Below are 26605 nucleotides of genomic sequence, written 5' to 3' on the forward strand. Positions count from 1 at the left end.
CATCCGCAACCCGAGGTCCAAGACCCCGAAAAAGAAGTGGCCCTTCGGCGGGCTACTCGGGAGCCAGGACCGCTAGCAGCTCTCCGGTGTCCACCTCGGCCCCCGGGTGCACCGGCAGCGAGGCGACGACGCCGGCGCTCGGCGCGTGCACCGGGTGCTCCAGCTTCATCGCCTCCAGCGTCAGCAGCAGCTCCCCGGCGCGCACCCGCTGACCGGGCACGACCAGCACCCGGCGTACGGCCCCGGGCAGCGGCGCCATCAGCGAGCCCTCGACGGCGTCGGGCGCGGGCAGCGGGAACCGGGACAGGTTGCGCAGCGCGACCGAGCCCTCCGGGCTGTCCACGTACGAGACGTCGCCCACCCGGTGCACGTTGAAGGTCAGCCGGATGCCGTTGACGTCGAGCACGACCCGCTCGTCGCCGGCCTGCACGACCACCGTCTCGGGGTAGTCGGCGGCCACCGGCGCCTGCCCCAGGCCGGCCAGATCGAGCTCCTCGGGGTCGACCGTGCGCACCCACCAGCCGGCCAGCTCGCCGTGCCGGTTCATCCGGTAGCCGACCTCGATCGGGCCGACCGGGCCGTCGTACACGGCGGTCTGCGAGCCCGACGGCACATTGCGCCAGCCGGAGGGAATCGAACCGAGCACGGTGGCGGTGGCCCGGCGGGTGGCCGCGCCGGCCAGGGCGGCGGCCAGGCACGACAGGCGTACGGCGTCGACCGCCGACAGCAGCGGCGCGAACACCTCGGGCCGCCGGTCGAGGAACCCGGTGTCCACGTCGCCGGTGCGGAACGCGTGATGACGCAGGGCCCGGACCAGCAGGTCCCGGTTGGTGGCGACACCGTGGATCTGGGCGCGGGTCAGCGCGGAGGCCAGCATCCGGGCCGCCTCCTGCCGAGTGGGCGCCCAGGCGATCAGCTTGGCCAGCGTGGAGTCCTGGTGCACGCCGATCACCGAGCCGTCCCGCACGCCGGCGTCGAGCCGCAGGCCGGGGGCGGGCAGCGGGCGGAACTGCCCGGCCACGTCGGGCACGGCGAACCGGTGCAGGGTGCCGGTCGCGGGCAGCCAGGCGTACGCCGGGTCCTCGGCGCAGATCCGCACCTCGATCGCGTGGCCGCGGATCGGCGGCGGCCCCGGCATGGGCAGGCTTCCGCCCTCGGCGACGAGCACTTGCAGCCGTACGAGGTCGTAGCCCGACACACACTCGGTGACCGCGTGCTCGGCCTGCAGGGTCGGGGTGAGCTCGAGGAACCAGAAGTCGCCGTTCGGATCGAGCAGGAACTCGACCGCGCCCGCGCCGACATAACCGAGCGCCCGGACCGTGACGATGGCCGCGCGGCACAGCTCCTCGCGCAGCCCCGGGTCCACCGCGGGCGACGGCGTCTCCTCGACGATCTTCTGGTAGCGGCGCTGGATCGAGCACTCGCGCTCGCCGAACGGGATCACCGCGCCGTGCTCGTCGGCGACGATCGGCACCTCGATGTGGCGCACGTCCTCGACGTACGGCTCGCAGTAGACCTCGCCGCCGACCTCGCGCCGGGTGGAGGCGAGGGCGTCGACCAGCGTCGCCGCGTCCCGTACGACCCGCAGGCCGGCACCCCCGGCGCCGGTGTCCGGCTTGATCAGCACCGGGAAGCCGGGCACCTCGGAGGGGTCGGTGAAGCTCGGCAGCACCGGCACCCGGGCCTCGGCCACCAGCGCCTTGGTCTCCCGTTTGCTGCGCAGCACGCCGAGTGTCTTGGCCGGGGCGCCGACCCAGATCATGCCGGCGTCGGCCACGGCCGAGGCGAAGTCGGGATCCTCGGCCAGCTCGCCGATGCCGGGGTGGATCGCGTTGGCCCCGGAACGCTGGGCCGCGGTGATGATCAGGTCGCCGCGCTGGTACGACGAACGCGGGGTGCCGCCGTCGAGGCGTACGGCATAGTCCGCCTCGCCGACGTGGGGCGCGTCGGAATCGGCGTCGGAGTAGACGGCGACCGTCTCGATACCGACGAGGCGGCAGGTGGCGAACACCCGGCGGGCGGTCTCGCCACGATCGGCCACCAGAAGACGTCGGATCACTGGTCTACCTTTCCGGGTCGGAACGCACCGACGTGCCCGGCACCCTCGACGACCGCACTGTGCACGGCGGAGAGGCAGAGGCCGAGCACGGTGCGGGTGTCGCGGGGGTCGATGACGCCGTCGTCTTCCCCGCCGCTGACCGGGCCGTCGGCGGGCCAGCTGAAGGCGAAGCGGGGGTCGCCGGTGCGTCCGGTGTTGAGGGCGAGCAGTGGCACGGTGGAGTGCGCCAGCGCGTCCACCGCCCCGGTGCCGAGGGTGCCGCCGTCGTCGCGCTGGAGGAGCAGCAGCGACGTGTCGGTGGCGTTGGCGAGCTGGATGAAGTGCACCGCCTTCTGGGTGTCGGACGCGGTCCGGGGGGCGTCCGAGGCGGCCAGCACCCCGATCGGATAGCCGTGCAGCTCGCCCCAGCCGGCCAGCACGGCGGCGCCGACGGCCGGCTTGAACTCGTCGAACTCGCTGCCGTCGAGCAGCCGGGCCAGCACCTCGCGCGGGTCGAACAGGGTCGACGGCCCGGCCAGCGCGAGCAGGTCCTCGGCGTCGTACTTGGGTGCGGCGGGCGGGAACGTGCGCGGCGGTGGACCGCTTTTGCGCCAGTTCAGACGGCGTACGCACTGCCGGGCCAGACGCAGGGCGTCGCGTTCGTCCTCGGCCAGCTGGTCGGCCGGGGCACGGACCTCGGAGCCGTTGGCGCCGGGCCGGGGGCGGGGCGGGGTGAGCATCTTGGCGTGCCCGCGCACCATGATCGTGTAATCCGAGAGCGCCGGCAGATACGCCGTGTCACCGCTGGTCGGCCCGAACACCACACAGACCGTGGGCACCCGGCGGGTGGACAGCCGGCTCAGGTCGCGGGCGATGCTGCCGCCCGGTGGGGGCCCGGAGCCCGGGCTCTCGGCCGCCGATTCGACCAGGTTGACCAGCGGCAGGCGGTCGGCCGAGGCGATCCGGGCGGCCCGGCGGATCTTCTCCACGGCGTACGGGTTGGCCGCCGTTCCCTCGACGGTGGGATCGGTCGCGATGATCACGCACTCGACGGCCTCGACCACGCCGATGCCGGTGACCACGCCCGCGCCCACCGGGTACTCGGTGCCCCAGCCGGCCACCGGGGAGAGTTCCAGGAACGGGGCGTCCTGGTCGAGGAGCATCTCGATGCGTTCCCGGGGCAGCAGCTTGCCACGCGCGTGATGCCGGGTGACGGCCCGTTCGCCGCCGCCCGCACGGGCCTCCTCCAGCGCCGCCTCGAGCCGGTCGAGCCGGTCGAGGGTGGCGTTGCGGGCCTCCGGATAGCCGGGGGTGCGCGGGTCGACGGCGGTGCCGAGCAGGGTCACGTCGGCACCCCGTTGCGCTGTACGCCCCCCACCATGTTCAAAACCGCGCCCTCTCGTATCCGCCGGTGCCTCTCGACCACCTCCACAACGAGTGGTCGAGCGGGTGCGACACGGATGCAAAAGCTGCTGGTTTGTACCCTTTTTAGGGGGTAATGCACGAGTTTAAGGGGCCGCCCCCATGGGACGACCCCGATAAATCTCGGTGGGTCAGACGCGGGCCCGCCGCGCGAGGCGCTCGGGGTCCAGGATGATCACGCTCTTGCCGTCCAGCCGCAGCCAGGCCCGCGAGGCGAAATCGGCGAGCGCCTTGTTCACCGTCTCGCGGGACGCCCCGACGAGCTGAGCCAGCTCCTCCTGGGTGAGGTCGTGGGTGACGCGCAGCACACCACCGTCGCGGGTGCCGAACCGACCGGCCATTTGGAGCAGGTTCTTCGCGACCCGGCCGGGCACGTCAGTGAAGATCAGGTCGGCCAGCGCGTCGTTCGTGCGGCGCAGCCGGCGGGCGAGCACCCGGAGCAACTGCTCGGCGATCTCGGGCCGGTTGTTGAGCCACGGGCGCAAGGACGTCTTCTTGAGCCGGGCCAGACGGGCGTCGGTCACCGCGGTCGCGGTCGCCGTGCGCGGGCCGGGGTCGAAGAGCGAGAGTTCGCCGACCATGTCGGACGGGCCCATGATCGAGACCAGGTTCTGCCGGCCGTCCGCCGCGCGGCGGCCCAGCTTGATCTTGCCGGACAGCACGATGTACAGGCTGTCACCGGCCTCGCCCTCGTTGAACAGGACGTCGCCCTTGCGGACTTCGACCGTGTCCATCTCTTTGGCGAGCGCCTCGGCGGCCTCCGGGTCAACGCCCTGGAAGATCCCGCTGCGCGCCAGTACCTCATCCATCGTCCGCACCTCCGAACACGCGCAACGCCTGCGCTCGATCAGTCTAGGCGCACGCGGGCGGGAATCGGGCGGGCACCCCTTGATCTAGATACCGCAGGGTAACCAGTCCCGCCGTGACGGGCAGTATTTTTCGTCGCCGAGTGGAGACGACCACAAGCCTTTCGACGGTCGTCCGCGTCGCCACCTGAAGGTATCGTCGCCGTCGATGAATTCCCACCCCCCGCATCGAAGGACAGGCATTTTCGGGCGACCTGTCCTTACTGTCGCTATTGTGCTGGCGGTCCTGGCCGCCGTCGGCGTCGGAAGTGTCGCTTTTGCGAACCGTGATTCCGGCACCGGAACAGCTTCGCGATGGCAGGACCCCACGGCCCCGGCGGCCCCGCCGGCCACGTCCGGGTCCGCTCCGGCCGCACAGCCGACCGAGGCGACCGCCGCCGATGAGGACACGGTCACACTTTCGGCGACCGGCGACATCATGATGAGCAACGCGCCCGGCCGGATGCCACCGGCCAACGGCGAGGGGTTCTTTGACGCGGTCAAGCCGGCGCTCGCCTCCGACCTGGTGATGGGCAACCTCGAGCAGCCGCTGACCGGTGACACCGGCACCTCTAAGTGCGGGTCGCCGCCGTCACCCAACTGCTTCGCGTTCCGCTCCCCTCCGTCGTACGTGAAGCACCTCTCCGACGGCGGGTTCGACCTGGTCAACACGGCCAACAACCACGCCAAGGACTTCGGTACGCAGGGGGCCCGCAACACCCGGGCGGCGCTCGGCGAGGCCGGCATCAAGGCCACAGGCAACACCGACGAGATCACCGTGGCCGAGGTCAAGGGGACCCGGGTCGCGGTCGTCGGCTTCTCCTCGTACGCCGGGGCCAACAGCCTCCTCGACCTCGACCAGGCCCGGTCCGTCGTCGAGAAGGCCGGCGAGCAGGCCGACGTGGTCGTCGTGCAGGTGCACATGGGCGCCGAGGGCGCGGACCAGCAGCACGTGAAGCCGGGCACCGAGACGTTCCACGGCGAGAACCGGGGTGACCCGATCGAGTTCAGCCACGCGGTGATCGACGCCGGCGCCGACCTGGTCGTCGGGCACGGGCCGCACGTGCTGCGGGGCATGGAGTTCTACCGGGGCAAGCTGATCGCCTACAGCCTGGGCAACTTCGCGGGCGGCGGCCGCACGCTCTCGCGCACCGGCGTTCTCAAGTACGGCGGGATCCTGCACGTCACGCTGGGCCAGGACGGCTCGTACGCGGGCGGCAAGCTGCTCTCGACGTACATGAACTCCAACGGCCTGCCGACCCGGGACGAGTCGAAGGAGCAGGGCCGCAAGCTGGTCACCCGGCTCACCGCGTCCGACTTCCCCGAGACCGGCGCGAAGATCGCCACGGACGGTTCGATCACCCCGTCCGCGTGAAGATTCCTGTCGTAGGGGCGACGTACTCTTTAGCGGTGACTCCGGTGGTGGCGGCAAAGCGGTTCGCGACGGAAACGCCCATCGGGCGCAAGCGGCGGGCCCGCAAGATGGCCCGCAAGCTGACCGAGACGCATCCCGACGCGCATTGCGAGCTCGATTTCACCACCCCGCTCGAGCTGGCCGTGGCCACGATCCTGTCCGCACAGACGACCGACGTCCGGGTCAATCAGGTCACTCCCGAGCTGTTCAAGCGCTATCAGACGGCCGACGACTACGCCGCGGCCGACCGCACCGAGCTCGAGACCCTGCTCAAGCCCACGGGTTTCTTCCGCGCCAAGACCGACTCGCTGATCAAGCTGGGCCAGGCGCTGATCGAGCGGCACGCCGGTGTGCTGCCCTCCACGCTCGACGAGCTGGTCGCCCTGCCCGGCATCGGCCGCAAGACGGCGAACGTGATCCTCGGCAACGCGTTCGGCGTCCCCGGCATCACGGTCGACACCCACTTCCGCCGGCTGACCAACCGCTTCGGCTGGGTGTCCGAGGAAGACCCGGTCAAGATCGAGTTCCTGGTCGCTGACCTGATCGAGAAGCGCGACTGGACCATGCTGTCGCACCGGGTGATCTTCCACGGCCGCCGGGTCTGCCACGCGCGCAAGCCGGCCTGCGGCGCCTGCACCCTGGCTTCCATGTGCCCCTCGTACGGCACCGGCCCGACCGAGGCGGCCGCGGCGGCGAAGCTGCTCAAGGGGCCGCGGGCCCGTGAGCTGGCGGTGGCCGCCGGCGTCGACCCCGACCTCGTCCCGGCCGCGGCGGTCGTCGCGCCGGACGTTCCGTGAGCCCCGCCCGCCCGGCCGCCGCTTCCCCAAGCCGGTCGGCCGCCGCGCGGCAAAGCCCGCTGCCCGCCCCGCCCGGAAGCCGGACCCCCGCTGCTCCCGGAAGCCGGTCCACCGCCGCGCCCGGGAGGCGGCTGCTCGCTGCGCCGCTCGTGCTTCTGGTGGCCATGGCCGCGGCCGCCTGCACCAGTGACGAGCCGGCCGTCGCGGCGCCCTTCGGCGACTGCGGCGCCCTGACCGCCCCACCGCCGTCGGCCGCACCCGCGCCCGCGCCCGCTTCCGCGCCGGCCGATGCGGCGACGAGCATGCCCGATCTGACGCTGCCCTGCTTCACCGGCGACGACGACGTTTCGCTGCGCGAGCTGCGCGGCCCCGCGGTGATCAACCTGTGGGCGTCCTGGTGCGGACCGTGCCGGGCCGAGCTGCCCGTGATGCAGAGCCTGGCCGACCGGGCCGACGGGCGGCTCACCGTGCTCGGCGTCGACACCGGCGACCAGCGTGACAAGGGCGCATCGTTCGCCACCGACGCGGGCGTGCGCATGCCGACCCTGTTCGACGAAAAGAGCACGTTGCTCAACAACCTGGGCCAGATCCGGCTGCCGATCACCGTCTTCCTCGACTCGGCCGGCCGCCCGTACGTGCACCCGCTGCCCTTGAAAGCCCGCGAACTCTCGGAACTGGTCCGCAAGCACACCGGCGTGACGGTGGCCCCGTGAGCCGCGGACAGGTGCTGGCCCGTCCCGACGGCCTGCCCGGGTGGTTCGATCCGCTGCTGGAACGGGTCGCGACCTGCCGCACCGAAGACTTCACCACGCTGCGTCCCCCGTCCGGCGGCGGGCGGCCCAGCGCGGTGCTGGTGCTGATCGGCGAGGGCGAGACCGGCGACGGCCCCGACCTGCTGGTGCTGCAGCGCGCGGCGACCATGCGCAACCACGCCGGCCAGCCGGCCTTCCCCGGCGGCGCCACCGACCCGGGGGACGCCGACGCCGTGGCCACCGCGCTGCGCGAGGCCAACGAGGAAGTCGGCCTCGACCCGGCCGGCGCCGAGGTGCTGGCCCTGCTGCCCGACCTCTACATCCCGGTCAGCTCTTTCGTCGTCACGCCGGTGCTGGCCTGGTGGCGGCACCCGCATCCGGTGAGCCCGCGGCAACCGGCCGAGGTGGCCCACGTGGCCCGATTGCCGATCAGTGAACTCGTGGACCCGCAGAACCGTATCCGGGTGCGGCACCCCAGCGGCTGGATCGGTCCGGCCTTCCAGGTCCGGGGGCTTCTCGTCTGGGGCTTCACGGCAGGGGTGATCTCGACATTGCTCGACATGGGTGGCTGGGCCAAGCCGTGGGAACCGGGTGCCCTGGTCGAGCTGCCGGATGCCAGCGCGCCCGTGCCCGCCGCCCGGGGTGGGGCGCCCGACGAGGTTCTGCCGTGAGCCACGGCTGGCCGAGCGCCTCTACTGTGAGTGAATGTTCGTGGTCGATTTCAACGCCGGGTGAGGGTCCATGGTCGATGGCATCCTGATCCTGCTCATGCTGATCTTCGCGATCAGCGGCTACCGCCAGGGCTTCGTCATCGGCGCGCTCTCGTTCGGCGGCTTCTTCAGCGGGGTGCTGATCGGCCTGCAGGTCGGCCCGCTGATCGCCGACCGCTTCTCCGACCCCTCGGCCCGGCTCGTCGTCTCGTTGGTCACGATCTTCGCGCTGGCCGTACTGGGTCAGACGCTGGCCGGCTGGCTCGGCACCCACCTGCGCCGCGCCATCCAGAGCCCGCCGCTGCAACGGGTCGATGACGCCGGTGGCGCGGCCATCTCGCTGGTCGCGGTGCTGCTGGTGGCCTGGCTGATCGCGGTGCCGCTGGGCTCGACCCCGTTCCCGGGCCTCAACAAGGAGGTCCGCAACAGCGCCATCCTCGGCGGCATCAACAGCCTGATGCCCGAGCAGGCCCAGGCGCTGTCGGCCGCGCTGCGCGACACCCTCGACACCAGCGGCTTCCCCGACGTCTTCGGCGGTCTCACGCCGACCGACGCCAAGGAGGTGGCCGCGCCCGACCCGGCGCTCAAGGGCTCCCAGATCGTCCAGAAGTCCAAGCGCTCGGTCATCAAGGTGCTGGGCACGGCCCCGAGCTGCTCGCGGCGCATCGAGGGCTCCGGTTTCGTGTACTCCGACGAGCGCGTGATGACGAACGCGCACGTCGTCGCGGGCACGCGGGACACCGAGGTCGAGGTCAACGGCCGCCGCCTCCCGGCGACCGTGGTCGTCTACGACCCCGACCGCGACCTGGCCGTTCTCTATGTGCGCGGCCTGACCGCCCCGGTGATGCCGTTCGTCCGCAGCCAGGCCAAGACGGGGACGAGCGCGATCGTGCTGGGTTACCCGCAGGACGGCCCCTACGACGCCCAGTCGGCCCGCGTACGCGACGTCGGGCGCATCACCGGCCCCGACATCTACGACTCGGGCGACGTGACCCGCGAGATCTACACGATTCGCTCGCTGGTGCGCAGCGGCAACTCCGGCGGCCCGCTGATCAGCCCGAACGGGCAGGTGCTGGGGGTCATCTTCGCCGCCGCGGCCGACGACAAGAACACCGGCTTCGCCCTGACCGCCAGCGAGGCCGCCCCGGTGGCCCAGGCCGGACAGGCCCGCACCCGCGGCGTCCGCACCGGCGAGTGCGCCTGATCTGTTCGCGGGCCCGGCGCCTGTCTACGGTGAGCGCATGACGAGGTTCGCGCTGGCCGGTTTCGGCTTCCGGGCCGCGGCCTTCCACCGGGTGGCACGGTCGTTGCCCGAGGTCGAGTGTGTCGCGGCCGTGGTGCGCGATCCGAACCGGCGCTGGCTTCCGGTGCCCGCCTTCGGCGATCTGGCCACCTGTCTCCGCGAGAGCCGGCCGGATTTCCTGGTCACGGCCGTCCCCCGTACGGCGAACCCGGGTGTGATCATGGAGGCCGTCCGGCTCGGCCTGCCGGTGCTGGCCGAGACACCGCCCGCCCCCGACGCGCCCGGCCTGCGGGAACTCTGGGCGGCGGCCGGCGAATCGGGGCTGGTGCAGATCGCCGAGCAGTACCGGCTGATGCCCGCGCACGCCGCCCGGCTGGCCGCGGTCCGGTCCGGCATCATCGGCGCCCCGACCCAGGTGCAGGTCTCTTCGACGCAGCAATACCACGCGATGTCGCTGATCCGCGGCCTACTGGGAGTGGGTCACACCCCCGCCGCCGTACGGGCGATGCGTACGGTCGCGCCCCTGCTCGACCCGCTCGACCGTGGCGGCTGGACCGGCGACACGGAACCCAAGCCGGCCACCACGACGATCGCCACGCTCGACTTCGGCGACGGCCGGTCGGCGGTCTACGACTTCACCACCAATCAGACCCGCAACCTGCTGCGCTTCCGGCGGCTGCTGGTGCGGGGCACGCACGGCGAACTGCACGACGACGAGCTGGTGCATCTGGCCGCGCCGCAGACCATCGGCCGGGACACGCTGGTGCGCCGGCAGAGCGGGCACGACCTCGACCTCAACGGGTTCGACACCGAGACGATCATGCTGGGCGGCCAGGTGCTCCACCGCAACCCGTACGTGGGCTGCCGGTTCAACGACGACGAGATAGCCACCGCCACCCTGCTCGACGCGATGGCAGCCTGGGTACGCGGCGATGGTCCGCCGCCCTATCCGCTGGCCGAGGGCGCCCAGGATCACCTGCTGGCCCTGGCCGTCGAGGAAGCGGCGGACACCGGGCGCGAGATCACCACTACCCGGGAAGCGTGGTCTCCCGCCTGACCCAGTCGAGGTAGGCCGGATTGCCGGCCAGCACGGGCAGCGCGATCACGCACGGGACGTCGTACGGGTGCTCGGTGCCGGCCCGCTCGACGATGCGGTCGACCAGCTCGGCCCGGGTGTGCAGGGCGACCCGGGCCTCGGGGTCGTCGTGGACCGCGCCCTCCCAGCGATAGATCGAGCGGATCGCGGCGGTCTGGTGGCCGCAGGCGGCGAGGCGGTCGTCGATCAGGCGGCGGGTGAAGGCGGCCAGCCATTCGGGGTCGGCGGCGGTGACGACCACCTCGACCACGCCGGTCGTCATCGGGACAGCTCGGCGGCGATCAGCTCGGCGATCTGCACGGTGTTGAGCGCGGCGCCCTTGCGCATGTTGTCGCCCGTGACGAACAGGTCGAGCGCGCGCGGGTCGTCCATCGCGCGGCGGATGCGGCCCACCCACGACGGGTCGGTGCCGACGGCGTCGATCGGCATCGGGAACTCGCCCGACTCGGGGTCGTCGACCAGGATCACGCCGGGCGCGTTGCGCAGCACCTGACGGGCGCCCTCGGCGTCGACCTCGGCCGCGAAGACGGCGTGCACAGCGATCGAGTGGGCGGTGACGACCGGCACCCGTACGCACGTGGCCGAGACCTTGAGGGCCGGCAGGGCGAGGATCTTGCGGGACTCGTTGCGCAGCTTGAGTTCCTCGGACGACCAGCCGAGCGGCTCGAGCGCGCCCGACCACGGCACCACGTTGAGCGCGAGGGGGGCCGGGAACGGGCCGAGATCATCGCCGACGGCCTGGCGCACGTTGCCCGGGCGGGACCCGAGCGACCGGTCGCCGGCCACCTTGCTGAGCTGGTCGTGCAGCGTGTCGACGCCGACCTGACCCGCGCCCGAGGCGGCCTGGTAGGAGGCCAGGACCAACTCACGCAGGCCGTACTCGTGGTGCAGCGGCGCGACCGCCATGATCATCGCCATGACCGTGCAGTTCGCGTTGGCGACGATGTTGCGCGGGCGGTATTCGAGCGCCTCGCGGTTGACCTCGGGGACGACGAGCGGCACGTCGGGGTCCATCCGGAACGCCGCCGAGTTGTCGACCACGGTGACGCCGCGGGCCGCGACGATCGGCGCCCACTGCAGGGACACCTCATCGGGCACGTCGAACATGGCCACGTCGACCCCGTCGAACGCCGCCGGGGTCAGTTCGGCCACAGTGAGTTGTTCACCGCGACAGCTGAGCTGCTTGCCGGCTGACCGTGCGGAGGCGATCAGCCGGATCTCGCCCCAGACGTTGCGGCGGGAGGAAAGCAGCTCGAGCATGACCGTCCCGACGGAGCCGGTGGCCCCGACGACGGCGAGCGTGGGCTGCGCCATGCGGGCTTACCGGCCGGTGCCCGCGTAGACCACCGCCTGCTCGCCGCCACCCAGCTCGAACTGGTCGTGGACGGCCTGGACCGCGGTGTCGAGGTCACTGTCACGGCAGACGACGGACACCCGGATCTCGGAGGTCGAGATCATCTCGATGTTGACCCCGGCCTCCCCGATGCACGCGAAGAACGAGGCGGCGACGCCCGGGTGCGAGCGCATGCCCGCGCCGATCAGCGACACCTTGCCCACGTGGTCGTCGAAGAGCAGGCTCTTGAACTTGATCTGATCTTTGATCTTGTCGAGCGCGGTCATCGCGGTCGGGCCGTCGGCCTTGGGCAGCGTGAACGAGATGTCCGTCCGGCCGGTGCCCTCGGTCGACACGTTCTGCACGATCATGTCGATGTTGATCTCGGCCTGGGCGACCGTGTTGAAGATGCGGCCGGCCGCGCCGGGCTCGTCGGGCACGCCGACGATCGTGATCTTCGCTTCGCTCCGGTCGTGCGCGACACCGGTGATGAGCGCTTGTTCCACGGAAGGGTCCTCCATCGATCCGGTGACCATGGTGCCGGGCTTCTGCGAATAGGACGAGCGTACGTGGATGGGCACCTTGAAGCGGCGCGCGTATTCCACGCATCGCAACATCAGCACCTTTGCCCCGCCCGCGGCGAGCTCGAGCATCTCCTCGTACGTGATCTGCTTGATGTGCTGCGCGTCGGGGACGATCCGCGGGTCGGCGGTGAAGACGCCGTCGACGTCGGTGTAGATCTCGCACACGTCGGCGTGCAGCGCGGCGGCCAGGGCCACGGCCGTGGTGTCGGAGCCGCCCCGGCCCAGGGTCGTGATGTCCTTCGTGTCCTGCGAGACGCCCTGGAAGCCGGCGACGATGGCGATCGCGCCCTCGTCGAGCGCGGCGCGCAGGCGGCCCGGGGTGACGTCGATGATGCGGGCCTTGCCGTGCACCGAGGTGGTGAGCACGCCGGCCTGGGAGCCCGTGTAGGACCGGGCCTCGTAGCCGAGGTTGTGGATGGCCATCGCCAGCAGCGCCATCGAGATGCGCTCGCCCGAGGTGAGCAGCATGTCGAGCTCGCGGCCGGGCGGCAGCGGGCTGACCTGGTTGGCCAGATCCATCAGCTCGTCGGTGGTGTCGCCCATCGCGGAGACCACGACCACGACGTCGTCACCCGCTTTGCGGGCCGCGACGATGCGCTCGGCGACGCGCTTGATGCGCTCGGCGGTCGCGACCGACGAACCACCGTATTTCTGCACCACCAGTGCCACGGCGAACCCAATCTTCGGCTGACATACCGGCGGCGCCGGTCAGGACAATCGCCACCACAGTAGCCGCGCCCCGGGCGGGGACCGACAGCCGATCCCAGAATCCGGCAGTTCCACGTTCGCGGGGGTGGCCGGGCGACACGCGCGACACGCCGAAGCGACGAAGAGGCGCGCCACCGGGGCGATACGACCCACAGAGGCGAGAATGTCTCGGTGCGCCCACGCTCGATGTCCCGACGCGGTTTGTCCGTGTCCGCCGCTGCCCTGCTCCTGGCCGGGGTGACGGCGTGCTCGGGCGGGTCGGGCACCCCGGAACCGACGGCCCCGGCGTCGTCGGCCTCCTCGTCCGAGGCCGTTCCGGGCGCACGGGGAGCGCTGGCCGCCCGGGCGGCGATGGCGATGGACAAGGCGTACGCGGCTCTCTACACCCTCGACGACGGCCGGGGGCAGCCCCGCAACGTGGTCGCCACGACCGGTCGCGACGGCACGTGGCGCGTCGACGTCACCGGCGGGGCGCTCGGCGGCACGGCCGACGTGAGCATCGTCTCGACGGCGGCCGGCGTCTATCAGTGCACCCTCGGCTCGCAGTCCAACCCGATCAGCCCGACGTGCGTCAAGGTGGCCAAGCCGGGCAAGCGGGTGCCGGCCGAGCTCTCCCCCAAGGTCGAGCGGCTCTTCCGGCAGTGGCTGCCCGTCTTCACCGACCGGCAGGCCGCGCTGGCCGTCACCGAGGTTCCGCCGCTGACCGGGGCCACGGGCACGTGCTTCTCGATCGACTCGATCTCGGCGTCGCTGGCCGACCCGGTCGACATCGGCATCTACTGCTACGCCGACGACGGCGTGCTGACCGCGGCCCGGGTCGCGTTCGGCGAGCTGCGGGTCACCAACCAGATCGCCGGGCCGGCCACGGTGCCGCTGCCCGGGCCCGAGTCGGCCGGCCCGCCGATGGGGATGGACGCGCCCCCGCCGCCGCCCGCCGTGCAGCCGACCGGGAACGTTCCCTCGGCTTGAGGGTTCCCACGATCCGGGCGTACGGCTGGCAACGCCCGAGTTGATCACGTAGGGTCATTTTCGACATGTGGCAGGCGATTCTCCTTCTTCGCTGCCGCGACGAGGCCCCATCCCAGGCCGGCACCTCGTCGCGGGGCTGACGCGCGCCGCCTTCTCGTCTTCTCTCCCTTTGGAGCAGTTCCACATGTCCAATCCTTTCGCTGGGCAAAAAACCAGCAAGATGCCGTTCGAGCGCTACGTCCCGTACCAGAAGCAGTTCGGTATCGACCTGCCCGACCGGCAGTGGCCCGCGAAACACGTCGAGGCGGCGCCCCGCTGGTGCGCGGTCGACCTGCGCGACGGCAACCAGGCCCTGATCGACCCGATGTCGCCCGAGCGCAAGCGGCGCATGTTCATGCTGCTGGTCCAGATGGGCTACAAGGAGATCGAGGTCGGCTTCCCGGCCGCCAGCCAGACCGACTACGACTTCGTCCGTCAGCTGATCGAGCAGGACCTGATCCCCGACGACGTCACGATCCAGGTGCTGGTGCAGTGCCGGGAGCACCTGATCGACCGCACGTTCGAGTCGATCCGCGGGGCCAAGCGCGCGATCGTGCACTTCTACAACTCGACGTCCACATTGCAGCGCCGGGTCGTGTTCGGCCTGGACAAGGACGGCATCACCGACATCGCCACCACCGGGGCGCGGCTCTGCCAGAAGTACGCCGAGATCCACACCCCGGACACCGAGATCTTCTACGAGTACTCGCCGGAGTCCTACACGGGCACCGAGCTCGACTACGCCCTGGAGATCTGCTCGGCGGTGATCGACGTCATCGACCCGACGCCGGACCGGCCGCTGATCATCAACCTGCCCGCCACGGTCGAGATGGCCACGCCCAACGTGTACGCCGACTCGATCGAGTGGATGCACCGCAACCTGCCCCGGCGCGAGTCGGTCGTGCTGTCGCTGCACCCGCACAACGACCGCGGCACCGCCGTGGCCGCGGCCGAGCTGGGCCTGCTGGCCGGGGCCGACCGCATCGAGGGCTGCCTGTTCGGCAACGGCGAGCGCACCGGCAACGTCGACCTGGTCACCCTGGGCCTCAACCTGTTCTCGCAGGGCATCGACCCGATGGTCGACTTCTCCGACATCGACGAGATCAAGCGCGCGGTCGAGTACTGCAACCAGCTGCCCGTGCACGAGCGCCACCCGTACGTCGGCGATCTGGTCTACACCGCGTTCTCGGGCTCGCACCAGGACGCGATCAAGAAGGGCTTCGCCGCCCTGCAGGCCGACGCGGACGCGGCCGGGGTCGACATCGACGCCTTCACCTGGGGCGTGCCCTACCTGCCGATCGACCCCAAGGATCTGGGCCGCAGCTACGAGGCCGTCATCCGGGTCAACTCGCAGTCCGGCAAGGGCGGCGTGGCGTACATCATGAAGGAAGAGCACAAGCTCGACATGCCGCGGCGGCTGCAGATCGAGTTCTCCGGCGTCGTGCAGCACCACACCGATGAGGAGGGCGGCGAGGTCAGCCCGCAGGAGATGTGGGACATCTTCGCCGGCGAGTATCTGGTCGAGCACCAGACGGCCAAGGCCTTCACGATCGAGAACTACACGACCTCGATCCGCGACGGCAAGGTCGAGGTCGACGTCGAGATCTTCCACCGTGGGCAGCGCCGGCCGCTGGCCGGCGTGGGCAACGGCCCGATCGACGCGTTCGTCCAGGCCATCGAGCCGCTGGGAATCAAGGCCCGGGTGCTCGACTACAACGAGCACGCGCTCACCTCGGGCGGCGACGCGCAGGCCGCGGCGTACGTCGAGGTGGAGGTGGGCGACCGCACGGTGTGGGGCGTCGGCATCGACGAGAACATCGTGAGCGCCTCGATCAAGGCCGTGACGAGCGCCGTCAACCGCGCGCGCTGATCTTTCACCCGCGCGCCGTCACCCGGCGGCGCGCGGGCATGATCCACTGCGGCCGGCCGGGCACCCCGGCCCTACGCTGAGCGGGTGCCCCTACGTACCCCCCTGGTCCTCGCCGCTGCCGCCGCCCTGCTCGCCCTGTCCGGGTGTCAGCCGGCCGAGCCCGCGCCGACCGAACCACGCTCCACCCGGGACGCCACCACGTCCCAGACCGAACTCGACGCTCTCAAGGTGATCACCCGGGCCGGCTCGATGTCCGGCTACAAGCGAGACCTGTTCCCGCACTGGCGCACCACCGGGGAGAACTGCGACGTTCGCGACTCGGTGCTCAAGCGCGACGGGAAGAACGTCAAGACCTCCGGCTGCAACGTGGTCGCCGGCACCTGGAAGAGCCTCTACGACGGCAAGACCCTCAACTCGCCCGACAAGGTCGACATCGATCACATGGTGCCGCTGGCCAACGCGTGGCGGACCGGCGCCGCGAAGTGGACGACGGCCAAGCGCGAGGAGTTCGCCAACGATCTCGACGACCCGCAGCTGATCGCGGTGTCGGCCGGCTCCAACCGGTCCAAGGGCGACCAGGACCCGTCGACCTGGAAACCCACCGAGACCAGCGTGTGGTGCGAATATGCGCAAGACTGGATCGCCGTGAAGTCCAAGTGGAAGCTGGCGGTCACCGCCAAGGAGAAGACCGCGCTCGAGGACATGCTGGAGAGCTGCCGATGACGACCTCCCCCGCGGAGCCCGTGCCCGCCGCGGACCCCGCGTCCGCGCCCGTCGCGGACCCCGCGCCCACGCCCGCTGATTCAGCGCCGGCGCCCGCTGAACCCGCGCCTGCCGAACCGGCGCCCGCTGATTCCGCACCCGCTGATTCCACACCCGCCGCCGAGGCCGCGGCTCCGGCCGCTCCCCCCACCACCGACATCGTGGCCGGCCAGGGCGGCGTCATGACCGACGAGGCCGGCGTCGTGACCGGCGACCTGACGCTGCGCACGGAGCTGGCCGGCTCCGAGGTCGTGGTCCGGGTGCAATACAAGGACGCCGACGAGTGGTACACGGTGACCGGCGCCAAGGCGACACTCAGGGACCCTTCGGACATCGATGCGGTTCACGCTGTCGTAGTGGGCATATTGAATCGTCCGGAAGGCTGATCTTCCCAGGCGGTACGGGACAGCGGAACGGTCCCGTACCGTCCTATGATCTCCAGGCTTCGCAACACTCCTCGCGTAGCTGAAGCCCCAAGGAGAACCAGCCGTGAACAAGCGCAAGACGTCTGTCCGCGCCGGTGCGGGCGTGCTCGGTGCCGCCGCCGTCGCCGGAATCGCCTGGATCGCGATCCCGGCCGAGGCCGCCACCACCGGGACCGTCTCCAAGGTCAGCGGAAACGTGGTCGTCTACACCGCCGCGTCCGGCAAGGCCAACACCGCCGTGCTGACCCGCAGCGGTACCACGCTCACCGTCGACGACGTCTACGGCCTCAAGGCCGGCGCCGGCTGCGCCGCGGTCAAGGGCGACGTCACCAAGATCACCTGTGCGGGCGCCGCCTGGGTCCGCGTCGACCTCGGCGACGGCAACGACACTCTGATCAACAATTCCGGCGTCGGCATGACGGCCTGGGGCCGGGCCGGCAGCGACAAGATCACCGGCGGCTCCCTTCGGGACGACGTCTACGGCGGCGACGGCAACGACTCCATCTGGGGCAACGCCGGCAACGACACCCTCCGGGGCGACGCCGGCACCGACGCCATCTCCGGTGGCGACGGCGACGACCAGCTGACCGACGGCACCGGCAATGACCGGGTGCTCGGCGGCAACGGCGACGACACGATCGTCAACGACCAGGGCACCGACGTCTTCGACGCCGGTACCGGCAACGACGCGATGGCCTCGGTCATCGACTTCGCCGCGGGCACCGACCGTGACTCGTTCACCGGCGGCGAGGGCATCGACCTGGTCGACTACTACTTCCGCGACAAGGCCGTCTCGGCCGACGCCGACGGTGTGGCCGGCGACGACGGCTCGGCCGGCGAGGGCGACACCATCAGCGGCACGGTCGAGGGCATCGGCGGCGGCTACGGCAACGACCGGCTGATCGGCACCTCGCGCACCGACGTCTTCTTCGGCGGCCCGGGCACCGACCTGATCGCTGCCAGCACCGGCAACGACTACCTCGAGGGCGAGGAAGGCCGGGACACCCTGAACGGCGCCGGCGGCATCGACGAGTGCGTGTCGGACTCCACCGACACCGTCCTCAACTGTGAGGACACCGGGCTCTCGGCCGCGGCGACCAAGGCCGCCAAGGTGGCCAAGGCCAAGAACGCCAAGGCCGTCGCGGTCCTGTCGGAGCTCCGCGGCGCCGGCAAGTAAACAGACACGACGATTCACCCCGCCGCCTCGGTCGACTCGACCGAGGCGGCGGCCGTCTCTCCTCGTACGGGGAAAGGAATTGATGTGAGAGGCCGATCCACGTGGGCCGTCCGGACGGGCGTCGCCCTGCTCACCACCGCGGCCTTCGGCGTGATCGCGGCGCCGGCCGAGGCCCGCACCCTCGGCGCCGTCTCGGTCGACCGCGCGAACGTCGTGGTCTACGACACCACCGAGAACCAGTCGCACAACGTCGTGGTGACCCGGTCGGGCCGCACGGTCACGGTCGACGACTCGGTCGCCCTCAAGATCGGCGCCGGCTGCTCGAAGGTCAGTGGCGACAGCACCAAGGCCCGCTGCACGCTCAAGGCCGACCCGACCTGGGTGCGCATCATCCTCGGCGAGAAGAGCGACACGCTGGTCAACAAGAGTGACCTGAACATGTCGGCCCGGGGCGGCGCGGGCAACGACCGGATCACCGGCGGCCCCAAGCCCGACCTGATCGGCGGCGACAACGGCAACGACTCCCTCTGGGGTCTGGGCGGCAACGACACGATCTGGGATCCGGCCGGCAGCAACGCCCTGTCCGGCGGCGACGGTAACGACGACCTCCAGCCGGGCTGGCAGAACGACCGGGTGTACGGAGGCAACGGCAACGACCGCGTGACCGGTGACGGCGGCGTGGACGTCTGGGACGGCGGGCCCGGTGACGACGTGTTCTGGTCGAGCGACCGGTACGAGGTGGACGCCACCTCGTACATCGGCGGACCGGGGTTCGACACCGCGTCGTACGAGGGCCGCATGAAGGGCGTGGTGGCCGACGCGGACGCCGTCAAGGGCGACGACGGCGAGCCCGGCGAGCACGACACCATCGGCACGTCGGTCGAGTCGATCATCGGCGGCTGGGGCAACGACCGGCTGATCGGGACGCCCCGCGCGGACGTCCTCAACGGCGACGGCGGCAACGACGTGGTGGCCGGCAGCACCGGCAACGACACCCTGACCGGCGGCACCGGCCGCGACTACGTGAACGGCGCCGGCGGCAACGACCAGTGCACCCCCGACGCCGCCGACACCATCATCAACTGCGAACGGAACTGATCGTGAAACTGCTCGTCCGTGCCTGCGCCGCCCTGCTCGGCGCCGGCATCGCCGGCGTGATCGCCGCTCCGGCCCAGGCCGCGCCCAAGGGTGTCGTCTCGGTCGACCGCGCCAACGTCGTGGTCTACGTCGCCGACCAGGCGAAGGGGCACAACGTCGTGCTGACCCGGTCCGGCCGCACGGTCACGGTCGACGACGTCCTCGCGATCAAGGCCGGCGCCGGTTGCTCAGCCGTCAGCGGCGACAGCACCAAGGTCCGCTGCGCGCTCAAGGCTGAGCCGACGTGGATCCGCGCGATCCTCGGCGGCTACAACGACACGCTGGTCAACAAGAGCGACCTCAGCCTGTCGGCCAACGGCGGCGCCGGGCACGACAAGCTGACCGGCGGCCCGAAGTACGACATCCTGGACGGCAACGCCGGCAACGACGCCCTCTGGGGTCTCGGCGGCAACGACCGCATCTCCGACCCGGACGGCACGAACGCGATCTCCGGCGGCGACGGCAACGACGTCCTCTTCGGCGGCTGGGGCAGCGACCGGCTGCTCGGCGGGAACGGCGACGACGAGCTTAACGGCTTCCTGGGCAACGACATCGAGGACGGCGGCCCGGGCAACGACCGCTTCTATCAGAACCTCGACCCCGACCGGTCCGACGCCGACTCCTTCGTCGGCGGCACCGGCAACGACTACGTCTTGTACGACGGGCGGCGCAAGCCGGTCACGGCCGACGCCGACGCGGTCAAGGGCGACGACGGCGCGGCGGGCGAACGCGACACGATCGGCACGTCGGTCGAGGTCATCATGGGCGGCTCCGGCAACGACCGGTTGATCGGCACCGCGCGCGCCGACCACCTCGAGGGCGGCCCGGGCAACGACGTGATCGCCGGAAGCACCGGCGACGACCTCCTGCTCGGCGGCCCCGGCAGCGATTACGTGAACGGCGCCGGTGGCGACGACGAGTGCGAGCGCGGAGCCGGCGACACCATCTTGAACTGCGAACGGTGAGACGCCCGGCCCCGCTCGGGGCCGCGGGATGACCGGTATCGTCCTACGATGCTGGGGCTTCGATCTTCGGGAGAGGACCCTCAAGTCGTGAACAAGCGCAAGACTGCCCTCCGCGCCGGAGCGGCCGTGATCGGCTCCGCCGCCGTCGCCGCGGCCGCCTGGATCGCCATCCCGGCCGAGGCCGCGACCACCGGCGTCGTGCAGGTGGTCGGGGGCAACATCGTCACCTACACCGCCGCCACCGGCAAGGCGAACACCGTGGTGCTGACCCGATCGGCCAACACGGTTGTCGTCGACGACGTCTACGGCATCAAGGCGGGCACCGGCTGCTCGGCGGTCAGCGGCGACGTCACCGAGATCAACTGTGCCCTGTCGGTCGCCCCGATCTGGGTGCGCGTCGACCTCGGCGACGGCAACGACACGCTGATCAACAACAGCGGCCTGGGCATGACCGCCTGGGGCCGCGCCGGCGCCGACAAGATCACCGGTGGCCCGCTCAAGGACGACGTCTACGGTGGCGACGGCGTGGACGCCCTCTGGGGTCTGGGCGGGGGCGACACGCTGCGCGGGGACGGTGGCGACGACGCCGTCTCCGGCGGCGAAGGCAACGACTATCTCTACGGCGGCATCGGCAACGACCGCCTGCTCGGCGGCGCCGGGGACGACGGAGTGTGGAGCGACGCCGGGCGCGACACCGTGGACGGCGGCGACGGCGACGACGTGCTCATGGAAACCGTCGACCACGCCGCCGGCACCGACGCCGACGCGCTGACCGGCGGCAACGGCACCGCCGACATCGTCGTCTACGAAGGCCGCACGAAGTCCGTCACCGCTGACGCCGACGGTGTCGCGGGCGACGACGGCTCGGCCGGCGAGAAGGACTCGATCAGCGGCACGGTCGAGGTCATCTTCGGCAGCAACGCCGGTGACCGCCTGCTCGGCACCGACCGGCCCGAACGGTTCTTCGGCGGCCCCGGCAACGACACCATCGCGGCCGGCGGCGGCGACGACATCCTCGTCGGCGAGGAAGGCACTGATTACTTCAACGGCGCCTCGGGTGAGGCCGACTTCTGCTCCGACCCCGAGCCCGGCGAGACCGTGCTCAACTGCGAGCTCCTCGGCACGGGCACTCCGGCCGTGCTGTCGGCGGCCCGCAAGAAGGCGGCCAAGGCCACCAAGGGCGAGGTCGACCACATCTACGAGCTGGTCGAGCGCGTCTCCGCCGGGTCCTGATCCGGTAACGGCGAAGGCCGTTCCGCCCCTCGCGGGGTGGAACGGCCTTCGTGTTTTCCGGAGTCAGCGCGCGGGATCAGGCGGGGGTCGCCGCGGGGCGACGGCCGGCGACCGTCTCGTCCTCGACGACCGGGAAGTGACACGCGGTCAGGTGCGACTGCGGGTCGTCGAGCCGGACCGTCAGCGGCGGTTCCTCGGTGGCGCAGATGTCCTGCGCCTTCCAGCAGCGGGTGCGGAAACGGCACCCCGACGGCGGGTTGATCGGGCTGGGCACATCGCCGGTGAGCAGAACCCGCTCACGCTGCGCGCGGTCCCGGCGGGCCGGGTCGGGCACCGGCACGGCCGACATCAGGGCGACCGTGTACGGGTGGCGCGGGTTCTTGTACAGGTCGGCGCGCTCGGCGATCTCGACGACCTTGCCCAGGTACATGACCGCGACCCGGTCCGAGATGTGCCGCACCACGGACAGGTCGTGCGCGATGAACACGTACGTCAGGTCGAACTCGCGCTGCAGGTCGTCGAGCAGGTTGACGACCTGCGCCTGGATCGACACGTCGAGCGCGGACACCGGCTCGTCGGCGACGATCAGCTTGGGGCGCAGGGCCAGCGCCCGGGCGATGCCGATGCGCTGCCGCTGACCGCCGGAGAACTCGTGCGGGTAGCGGTTGTAGTGCTCCGGGTTCAGGCCGACCAGCTCGAGCAGCTCCTGCACGGCCTTCTTGAGGCCCTGCGGGGTCGGGATGCTCTGGATCTGCAGCGGCGCCGCGATGATCGAGCCGACCGTGTGCCGCGGGTTCAGCGACGAGTACGGGTCCTGGAAGATCATCTGCACGTCGCGGCGCAGGGGCCGGAGCTGGTTGACGTTCTTGTGGGAGATGTCCTCGCCCTCGAAGAAGATCTTGCCGGCGGTCGGCTCCAGGATCCGCGTGAACAGCCGCCCGGTCGTCGACTTGCCGCAGCCGGACTCGCCGACGAGGCCCAGCGTCTCGCCCGAGCGCACCTCGAGGTCGATGCCGTCGACCGCGCGTACGGCTCCGACCTGGCGCTTGAGCAGGCCCTTGGTGATGGGGAAGTGCTTTTCCAGTCCGGAGACCTCGAGCAGGTTCTCGCTCATCGTCTTTTTCTCTCCGCTCACAGGTTCGGGAGCACTTCCTCCTGGAAGATCCTGGTGCGATCCTCCGAGGGCAGGTGGCAGGCGACCTTGTGCACGTCGCCGCGCAGCTGGGGCACCTCATTGAACGACCGGTTGCCGTTGCGTCCCGCGTACGGGCAACGCGGGTGGAAGGAGCAGCCGTCGGGCAGGTTGATCAGGCTGGGCGGCGAGCCCTTGACCGGGTTGAGCCGGTCGCGCACCTCGCGGTCCAGGCGCGGCATCGAGCCGAGCAGACCCCAGGTGTACGGGTGCTGCGGGCTCTGGAAGACGTCGAGCGCGGGGCCCTTCTCGATGACCTTGCCGCCGTACATGACCAGGACCTCGTCGGCCAGCTCGGCCACCACGCCCAGGTCGTGAGTGATCATGATGACCGCGGAGTGGAACTCCTCCTGCAGATCGCGGATCAGGTCGAGGATCTGCGCCTGCACGGTCACATCGAGGGCCGTGGTGGGCTCGTCGGCGATCAGCAGCTTGGGGTCGTTGACCAGCGCCATCGCGATCATGGCGCGCTGCCGCATGCCGCCGGAGAACTGGTGGGCGTAGTCGTTGAAGCGCCGCTCGGGCTGGGGGATACCGACCCGGGCCAGCATGTCGATCGCGCGCTCGCGGGCGACCTTCTTGTTCACGCCGGGGTGGTGCACCCGGTACGCCTCGACGATCTGCGACCCGACCGTGAAGTACGGGTGCATCGCGCTCAGCGGGTCCTGGAAGATCATCGCCATTTTGCCGCCGCGCAGCTTGCGTACCTGCTCGTCGGTGGCGGTGACCAGCTCCTGCTCCTCGAGCCAGATCTCACCGCTGACTTTCGCGTTGCTGCGGGTGCGGTGCAGGCCGAGGACGGCGAGCGAGGTGACGCTCTTGCCCGAGCCGGACTCGCCGACGATGCCCAGGGTCTGGCCGGCCTCGAGGCTGAACGACGATCCGCTGACCGCCTGGACGATGCCGTCGTCGGTCTCGAACCGTACGTTGAGGTCCTTGACCTCGAGGAACGGGCGGGCGTTGGTGGCTCCGATGGACACGTGACTCTCCCTCAGGCCAGCCGGACGCGCGGGTCGATCCAGCCGTAGACCAGGTCGACGATGAGGTTCGCGAAGACGATGAAGAACGCGGCGATCAGCGTCACGCCCAGGATCACGGGCAGGTCGTTCTGCCGGATCGCGTTGAGCGCCTGATAGCCGAGGCCGCGCAGGTTGAAGACGTTCTCGGTGAGGACGGCCCCGCCGAGCAGCGCGCCGAGGTCGAGACCGAAGATCGTGACGATCGGGGTCAGGCCGGAGCGCAGCGCGTGCTTGCCGATCACCACCCGCTCGGTCAGGCCCTTGGCCCGCGCGGTCCGTACGTAGTCCTCGCCCAGCGTCTCGAGCATGTTGGCCCGGGTGAGGCGGGCGTAGGTCGCCGCGAACAGGAACGCGAGCGTGATCCAGGGCAGGATCAGGCTGGTGAACCATTGACCCGGATTGTCGAGGAACGGCACGTAGTTGCTCTCCGGGAGCCATCCCAGGGCGTACACGAAAATCGCCGAGGACAGCAGACCGGTGAAGTAGACCGGCAGCGAGACGCCGGCCAGCGCCGTGGTCATCGCGGCCCGGTCGACGAACGAGCCTCTTCGAAGCGCCGAGATCACGCCGAACGAGATGCCGATGATCAGCCACAGAACGGCCGCGCCGAGCGCCAGCGACAGGGTGACCGGAATGTCGTCCAGCAGCAGCGGGGTGACTTCCTGGTCGGTCGAGAACGAGTAGCCCAGGCACGGCGCCGGGCAGTGGGTGACGTCGGCGCCGTTGGCGTAGTCACGGCCGGCCACGATGCCCTTGAGGAACTTGCCGTACTGGACGTAGATGGGGTCGTCGAAGCCCATCTTCTGCCGGATGCCCTCGATGGCCGCGGGGTCCGACTGCTTGCCGATGTAGAGCAGCGCCGGGTCGGTGCCGATCGCCTTCGGAATGGCGAAGAAGATGCCGAACGTGACCGCGGTCACCACCAGCAGCGTGATGATCGCGTTGAACGCGCGACGGATGATGTATGACAGCACGACGTTCGGCCATGGGATGGGCGGACACCGATTCCCTCGCGGAAACCGATGCCCGCCCACTCCGGGCGGCCTTCACCAACCCTTCGAATTACCCGATGCCGTTAAGGGCAGAGCGAGGTCACTTACCGTCGCTGACGCCGAGCGCCTGGAAGTCCAGCATGCCGAAGGACTGGTGGACGTAAGCGTTCGTCAGCCGCGGGTTGCGGTAGTTGAGCGCCTTGTCGACCACGAACGGCAGGACGTACGCGCCCTCCATGACCTTCTGGTTGATCTGGGTGTAGATCGCGGCAGCCCTCTCCGGGTCGGTCTCGGCCGCGGCATCGTCGAACAGCTTGTCGATCGCCGGGTCCTTGATCTCCGAACGGTTGAAGTTACCGTTCTTGGTGATGAACCGGCTGTCGGCCAGCGGCTGCATGTAGCCGGCGCCGGTCGCGTAGTCGGCGCCCCAGCCGGTGATGATGATGCCGTAACCGCGCTGCTTCACGATCTCCGGCGAACCACCGATGGCCGAGTCCTGCGCGCCGTCGTACTGGTCGATCGTCGCGTTGATGCCGGCGGCCTTGAGCGAGGCCTGGAGCGCCTCGGCCGTCTTGACCTCGGCGGCCCGGTTGTTACGGGCGGCGATCTTCACGTTGAAGCCGTTCGGCTGACCACACGCGGCCAGGGCTTCCTTGGCCTTGTCGAGCTGCGGCTTGCCCTGCTTGCGGTTGTACGGGTCGTAGTTCGGGTCCGAGCCGGCGATGTTCGGCGGCAGGATGCTGGTGCCGATGTCGCCACCCGCGAACGGGCCACCGCGAGCGGTCTGGATCGACGTCGGGTCGGCGGCGTAGATGACGGCCTTACGGCAGTCGATGTTGTCCAGCGGCGCGACCGGCGTCATGTCGGCGAAGCGGAGGAAGCCCGTGTTCGGGGCGTCGGCGTTCGCCTTCAGGCTGTTGTCGGTCAGCAGCTTGGTGCGGGCCGCGGCCTGCACACCGGTCTGGCCGACGTCGAGGTCCGCCGTGCCGGCGAGCAGACGGTTGTCCAGGTCGTCGGCGTTGGTGGTGATCGTCAGGTTGATCGCGTCGGGCAGAGCCTTGCGGATCGGGTCGCTGGCCGGGTCCCAGTTCGGGTTCCGGACCCACGCGGCGCTCTTGCCGGGGGCGATCGACTTGAACATGTACGGGCCGGAGGCCGCCGGCTTCTGGCCGTACAGCTTGCCGGTGTCACGCTTCTGCGGCACCGGGCCGGAGCCGGGCATCGCCAGCAGGTACAGGAAGTCCGAGTACGGCTTGGCCAGCTTGAAGATGATCGTCTGGTCGTCCGGGGTGGTGACCGACTTCAGGCCCAGCTTGTCCGGGGCGGTGTCCTTGTACGGGCCCTTGTAGTTCTGGCCCTGGTCGAGCACGTTCGGCAGGTAGTACGGGCCGCCGGAGATCGTGTCGGTCGCCCACACGCGCTCGATGCCGTACTTGACGTCCTTGGACGTGATCGGGGCGCCGTCGTCCCACTTCAGGCCGCTGCGCAGCTTGAAGGTGTAGGTCAGCTTGTCCGCGCTGATCGTCGGCTCGGCCTCGGCCAGGTCGGGCTGGAGCTTCAGACCTTCCTTGCCGGGCGAGGCGGAGTAGTCCACCAGCTTGCGGGTGTAGAGGCGGTTGAGGTTCCAGACGAACGCGTAGTAGCCACGCGCCGGGTCCCAGCTGTCGGCGTCCTGCGACGACCACAGGTTGAGCGTGCCACCCTTGGTCGTGCTCGGGTTGACCACACCGGTGATGGCCGCGCCGAACTCCGACTTGCCATTGGAGCTGGTGCCGCCGTTGCTGCTTTTATCGTCCGAGCCGCCACCGCACGCAGCGGTGGTCAGCCCGAGTGCGAGAGCGACGCCTGACGCCGCCAGCACCCTTGTCTTGCGTGCCACCTGT

24 protein-coding genes are annotated in these 26605 nt (G+C 70.5%); 14 read left to right on the forward strand and 10 right to left on the reverse strand.

What is annotated here, in order from left to right:
* Positions 1-52: 52 nt before the first annotated feature.
* The 3 genes from ACZ3I4_RS40085 to ACZ3I4_RS40095 all read right to left on the reverse strand — a co-directional run bounded on the left by ACZ3I4_RS40085 (position 53) and on the right by ACZ3I4_RS40095 (position 4269).
* On the reverse strand, positions 53-2059 hold the full coding sequence (locus ACZ3I4_RS40085; protein ID WP_465387346.1) for an acetyl/propionyl/methylcrotonyl-CoA carboxylase subunit alpha: 2007 nt from the start codon (positions 2057-2059) through the stop codon (positions 53-55).
* Positions 2056-3384 (reverse strand): carboxyl transferase domain-containing protein, encoded by a 1329-nt coding sequence (locus tag ACZ3I4_RS40090; protein WP_465387347.1) that lies wholly within the window; start codon positions 3382-3384, stop codon positions 2056-2058. Before ACZ3I4_RS40090 ends, ACZ3I4_RS40085 begins: the two co-directional genes overlap by 4 nt.
* 207 nt (positions 3385-3591) lie before the next feature.
* Positions 3592-4269 carry a Crp/Fnr family transcriptional regulator gene (locus ACZ3I4_RS40095; RefSeq protein WP_020515203.1) on the reverse strand — a complete coding sequence of 226 codons (678 nt, stop codon included), beginning with the start codon at positions 4267-4269 and terminating at the stop codon, positions 3592-3594.
* A gap of 205 nt (positions 4270-4474) precedes the next feature.
* Between ACZ3I4_RS40095 and ACZ3I4_RS40100 the strand changes: the two genes are divergently transcribed.
* The 6 genes from ACZ3I4_RS40100 to ACZ3I4_RS40125 all read left to right on the forward strand — a co-directional run bounded on the left by ACZ3I4_RS40100 (position 4475) and on the right by ACZ3I4_RS40125 (position 10278).
* Complete coding sequence (locus ACZ3I4_RS40100) at positions 4475-5680, forward strand: CapA family protein (protein WP_465387348.1); 1206 nt, start codon at positions 4475-4477, stop codon at positions 5678-5680.
* A gap of 35 nt (positions 5681-5715) precedes the next feature.
* Positions 5716-6516: an endonuclease III gene (gene nth / locus ACZ3I4_RS40105; RefSeq protein ID WP_465387349.1), complete on the forward strand. Its 801-nt coding sequence runs from the start codon at positions 5716-5718 to the stop codon at positions 6514-6516.
* Between the two features lie 149 nt (positions 6517-6665).
* Positions 6666-7229 carry a TlpA family protein disulfide reductase gene (locus ACZ3I4_RS40110; RefSeq protein ID WP_465387350.1) on the forward strand — a complete coding sequence of 188 codons (564 nt, stop codon included), beginning with the start codon at positions 6666-6668 and terminating at the stop codon, positions 7227-7229.
* The gene (locus ACZ3I4_RS40115; protein WP_465387351.1) at positions 7226-7939 is read left to right on the forward strand and encodes an NUDIX hydrolase; all 714 of its coding nucleotides are present in this window, start codon (positions 7226-7228) and stop codon (positions 7937-7939) included. The genes ACZ3I4_RS40110 and ACZ3I4_RS40115 overlap by 4 nt, the downstream gene beginning before the upstream one ends.
* 70 nt (positions 7940-8009) lie before the next feature.
* Positions 8010-9182 carry a MarP family serine protease gene (locus ACZ3I4_RS40120; RefSeq protein WP_465387352.1) on the forward strand — a complete coding sequence of 391 codons (1173 nt, stop codon included), beginning with the start codon at positions 8010-8012 and terminating at the stop codon, positions 9180-9182.
* Positions 9183-9219: 37 nt separating this feature from the next.
* On the forward strand, positions 9220-10278 hold the full coding sequence (locus tag ACZ3I4_RS40125) for a Gfo/Idh/MocA family protein (protein WP_465387353.1): 1059 nt from the start codon (positions 9220-9222) through the stop codon (positions 10276-10278).
* Here the strand turns inward: ACZ3I4_RS40125 and cutA are convergent.
* From cutA to ACZ3I4_RS40140, 3 genes are read right to left on the reverse strand one after another with little or no spacing between them, the layout of a single operon-like run.
* Positions 10250-10579: a divalent-cation tolerance protein CutA gene (gene cutA / locus ACZ3I4_RS40130; protein WP_465387354.1), complete on the reverse strand. Its 330-nt coding sequence runs from the start codon at positions 10577-10579 to the stop codon at positions 10250-10252. The genes ACZ3I4_RS40125 and cutA overlap by 29 nt on opposite strands.
* Complete coding sequence (locus tag ACZ3I4_RS40135; RefSeq protein ID WP_465387355.1) at positions 10576-11631, reverse strand: aspartate-semialdehyde dehydrogenase; 1056 nt, start codon at positions 11629-11631, stop codon at positions 10576-10578. The genes cutA and ACZ3I4_RS40135 overlap by 4 nt, the downstream gene beginning before the upstream one ends.
* Positions 11632-11637: 6 nt before the next feature.
* Entirely contained in the window at positions 11638-12903 is a 1266-nt protein-coding gene (locus ACZ3I4_RS40140) for an aspartate kinase (protein WP_465387356.1), read from the reverse strand.
* A 246-nt stretch (positions 12904-13149) separates the two neighbouring features.
* Here ACZ3I4_RS40140 and ACZ3I4_RS40145 point away from each other — a divergent pair, with 246 nt between their 5' ends.
* From ACZ3I4_RS40145 to ACZ3I4_RS40180, 8 genes are all read left to right on the forward strand, one after another.
* Positions 13150-13911 (forward strand): hypothetical protein, encoded by a 762-nt coding sequence (locus ACZ3I4_RS40145; RefSeq protein ID WP_465387357.1) that lies wholly within the window; start codon positions 13150-13152, stop codon positions 13909-13911.
* Between the two features lie 184 nt (positions 13912-14095).
* Positions 14096-15820, forward strand: coding sequence for a 2-isopropylmalate synthase (gene leuA, locus ACZ3I4_RS40150; protein ID WP_465387358.1), 1725 nt, complete (start codon positions 14096-14098; stop codon positions 15818-15820).
* 84 nt (positions 15821-15904) lie between these two features.
* Entirely contained in the window at positions 15905-16543 is a 639-nt protein-coding gene (locus ACZ3I4_RS40155; protein WP_465387359.1) for an HNH endonuclease family protein, read from the forward strand.
* The gene (locus tag ACZ3I4_RS40160) at positions 16540-16968 is read left to right on the forward strand and encodes a hypothetical protein (RefSeq protein ID WP_465387360.1); all 429 of its coding nucleotides are present in this window, start codon (positions 16540-16542) and stop codon (positions 16966-16968) included. The genes ACZ3I4_RS40155 and ACZ3I4_RS40160 overlap by 4 nt, the downstream gene beginning before the upstream one ends.
* Before the next feature lie 103 nt (positions 16969-17071).
* A complete protein-coding gene (locus ACZ3I4_RS40165; RefSeq protein ID WP_465387361.1) occupies positions 17072-18184 on the forward strand; it encodes a calcium-binding protein in 1113 nt (370 codons plus the stop codon).
* Between the two features lie 84 nt (positions 18185-18268).
* A complete protein-coding gene (locus ACZ3I4_RS40170) occupies positions 18269-19282 on the forward strand; it encodes a calcium-binding protein (protein WP_465387362.1) in 1014 nt (337 codons plus the stop codon).
* A gap of 2 nt (positions 19283-19284) precedes the next feature.
* Positions 19285-20286, forward strand: a complete 1002-nt coding sequence (locus ACZ3I4_RS40175; protein WP_465387363.1) for a calcium-binding protein — start codon at positions 19285-19287, stop codon at positions 20284-20286.
* Between the two features lie 87 nt (positions 20287-20373).
* Positions 20374-21519: a calcium-binding protein gene (locus ACZ3I4_RS40180; protein ID WP_465387364.1), complete on the forward strand. Its 1146-nt coding sequence runs from the start codon at positions 20374-20376 to the stop codon at positions 21517-21519.
* A gap of 76 nt (positions 21520-21595) precedes the next feature.
* Here ACZ3I4_RS40180 and ACZ3I4_RS40185 read toward each other — a convergent pair whose 3' ends face one another.
* The 4 genes from ACZ3I4_RS40185 to ACZ3I4_RS40200 form a co-directional block, all read right to left on the reverse strand.
* Positions 21596-22633: an ABC transporter ATP-binding protein gene (locus ACZ3I4_RS40185; RefSeq protein ID WP_465387365.1), complete on the reverse strand. Its 1038-nt coding sequence runs from the start codon at positions 22631-22633 to the stop codon at positions 21596-21598.
* Between the two features lie 17 nt (positions 22634-22650).
* On the reverse strand, positions 22651-23691 hold the full coding sequence (locus tag ACZ3I4_RS40190; protein WP_465387366.1) for an ABC transporter ATP-binding protein: 1041 nt from the start codon (positions 23689-23691) through the stop codon (positions 22651-22653).
* Positions 23692-23702: 11 nt separating this feature from the next.
* Positions 23703-24704, reverse strand: a complete 1002-nt coding sequence (locus ACZ3I4_RS40195) for an ABC transporter permease (protein WP_465387367.1) — start codon at positions 24702-24704, stop codon at positions 23703-23705.
* A gap of 118 nt (positions 24705-24822) precedes the next feature.
* Positions 24823-26601: an ABC transporter substrate-binding protein gene (locus ACZ3I4_RS40200; RefSeq protein WP_465387368.1), complete on the reverse strand. Its 1779-nt coding sequence runs from the start codon at positions 26599-26601 to the stop codon at positions 24823-24825.
* Positions 26602-26605: the final 4 nt, after the last annotated feature.

The organism is Actinoplanes sp. NPDC021490, from assembly GCF_055562135.1.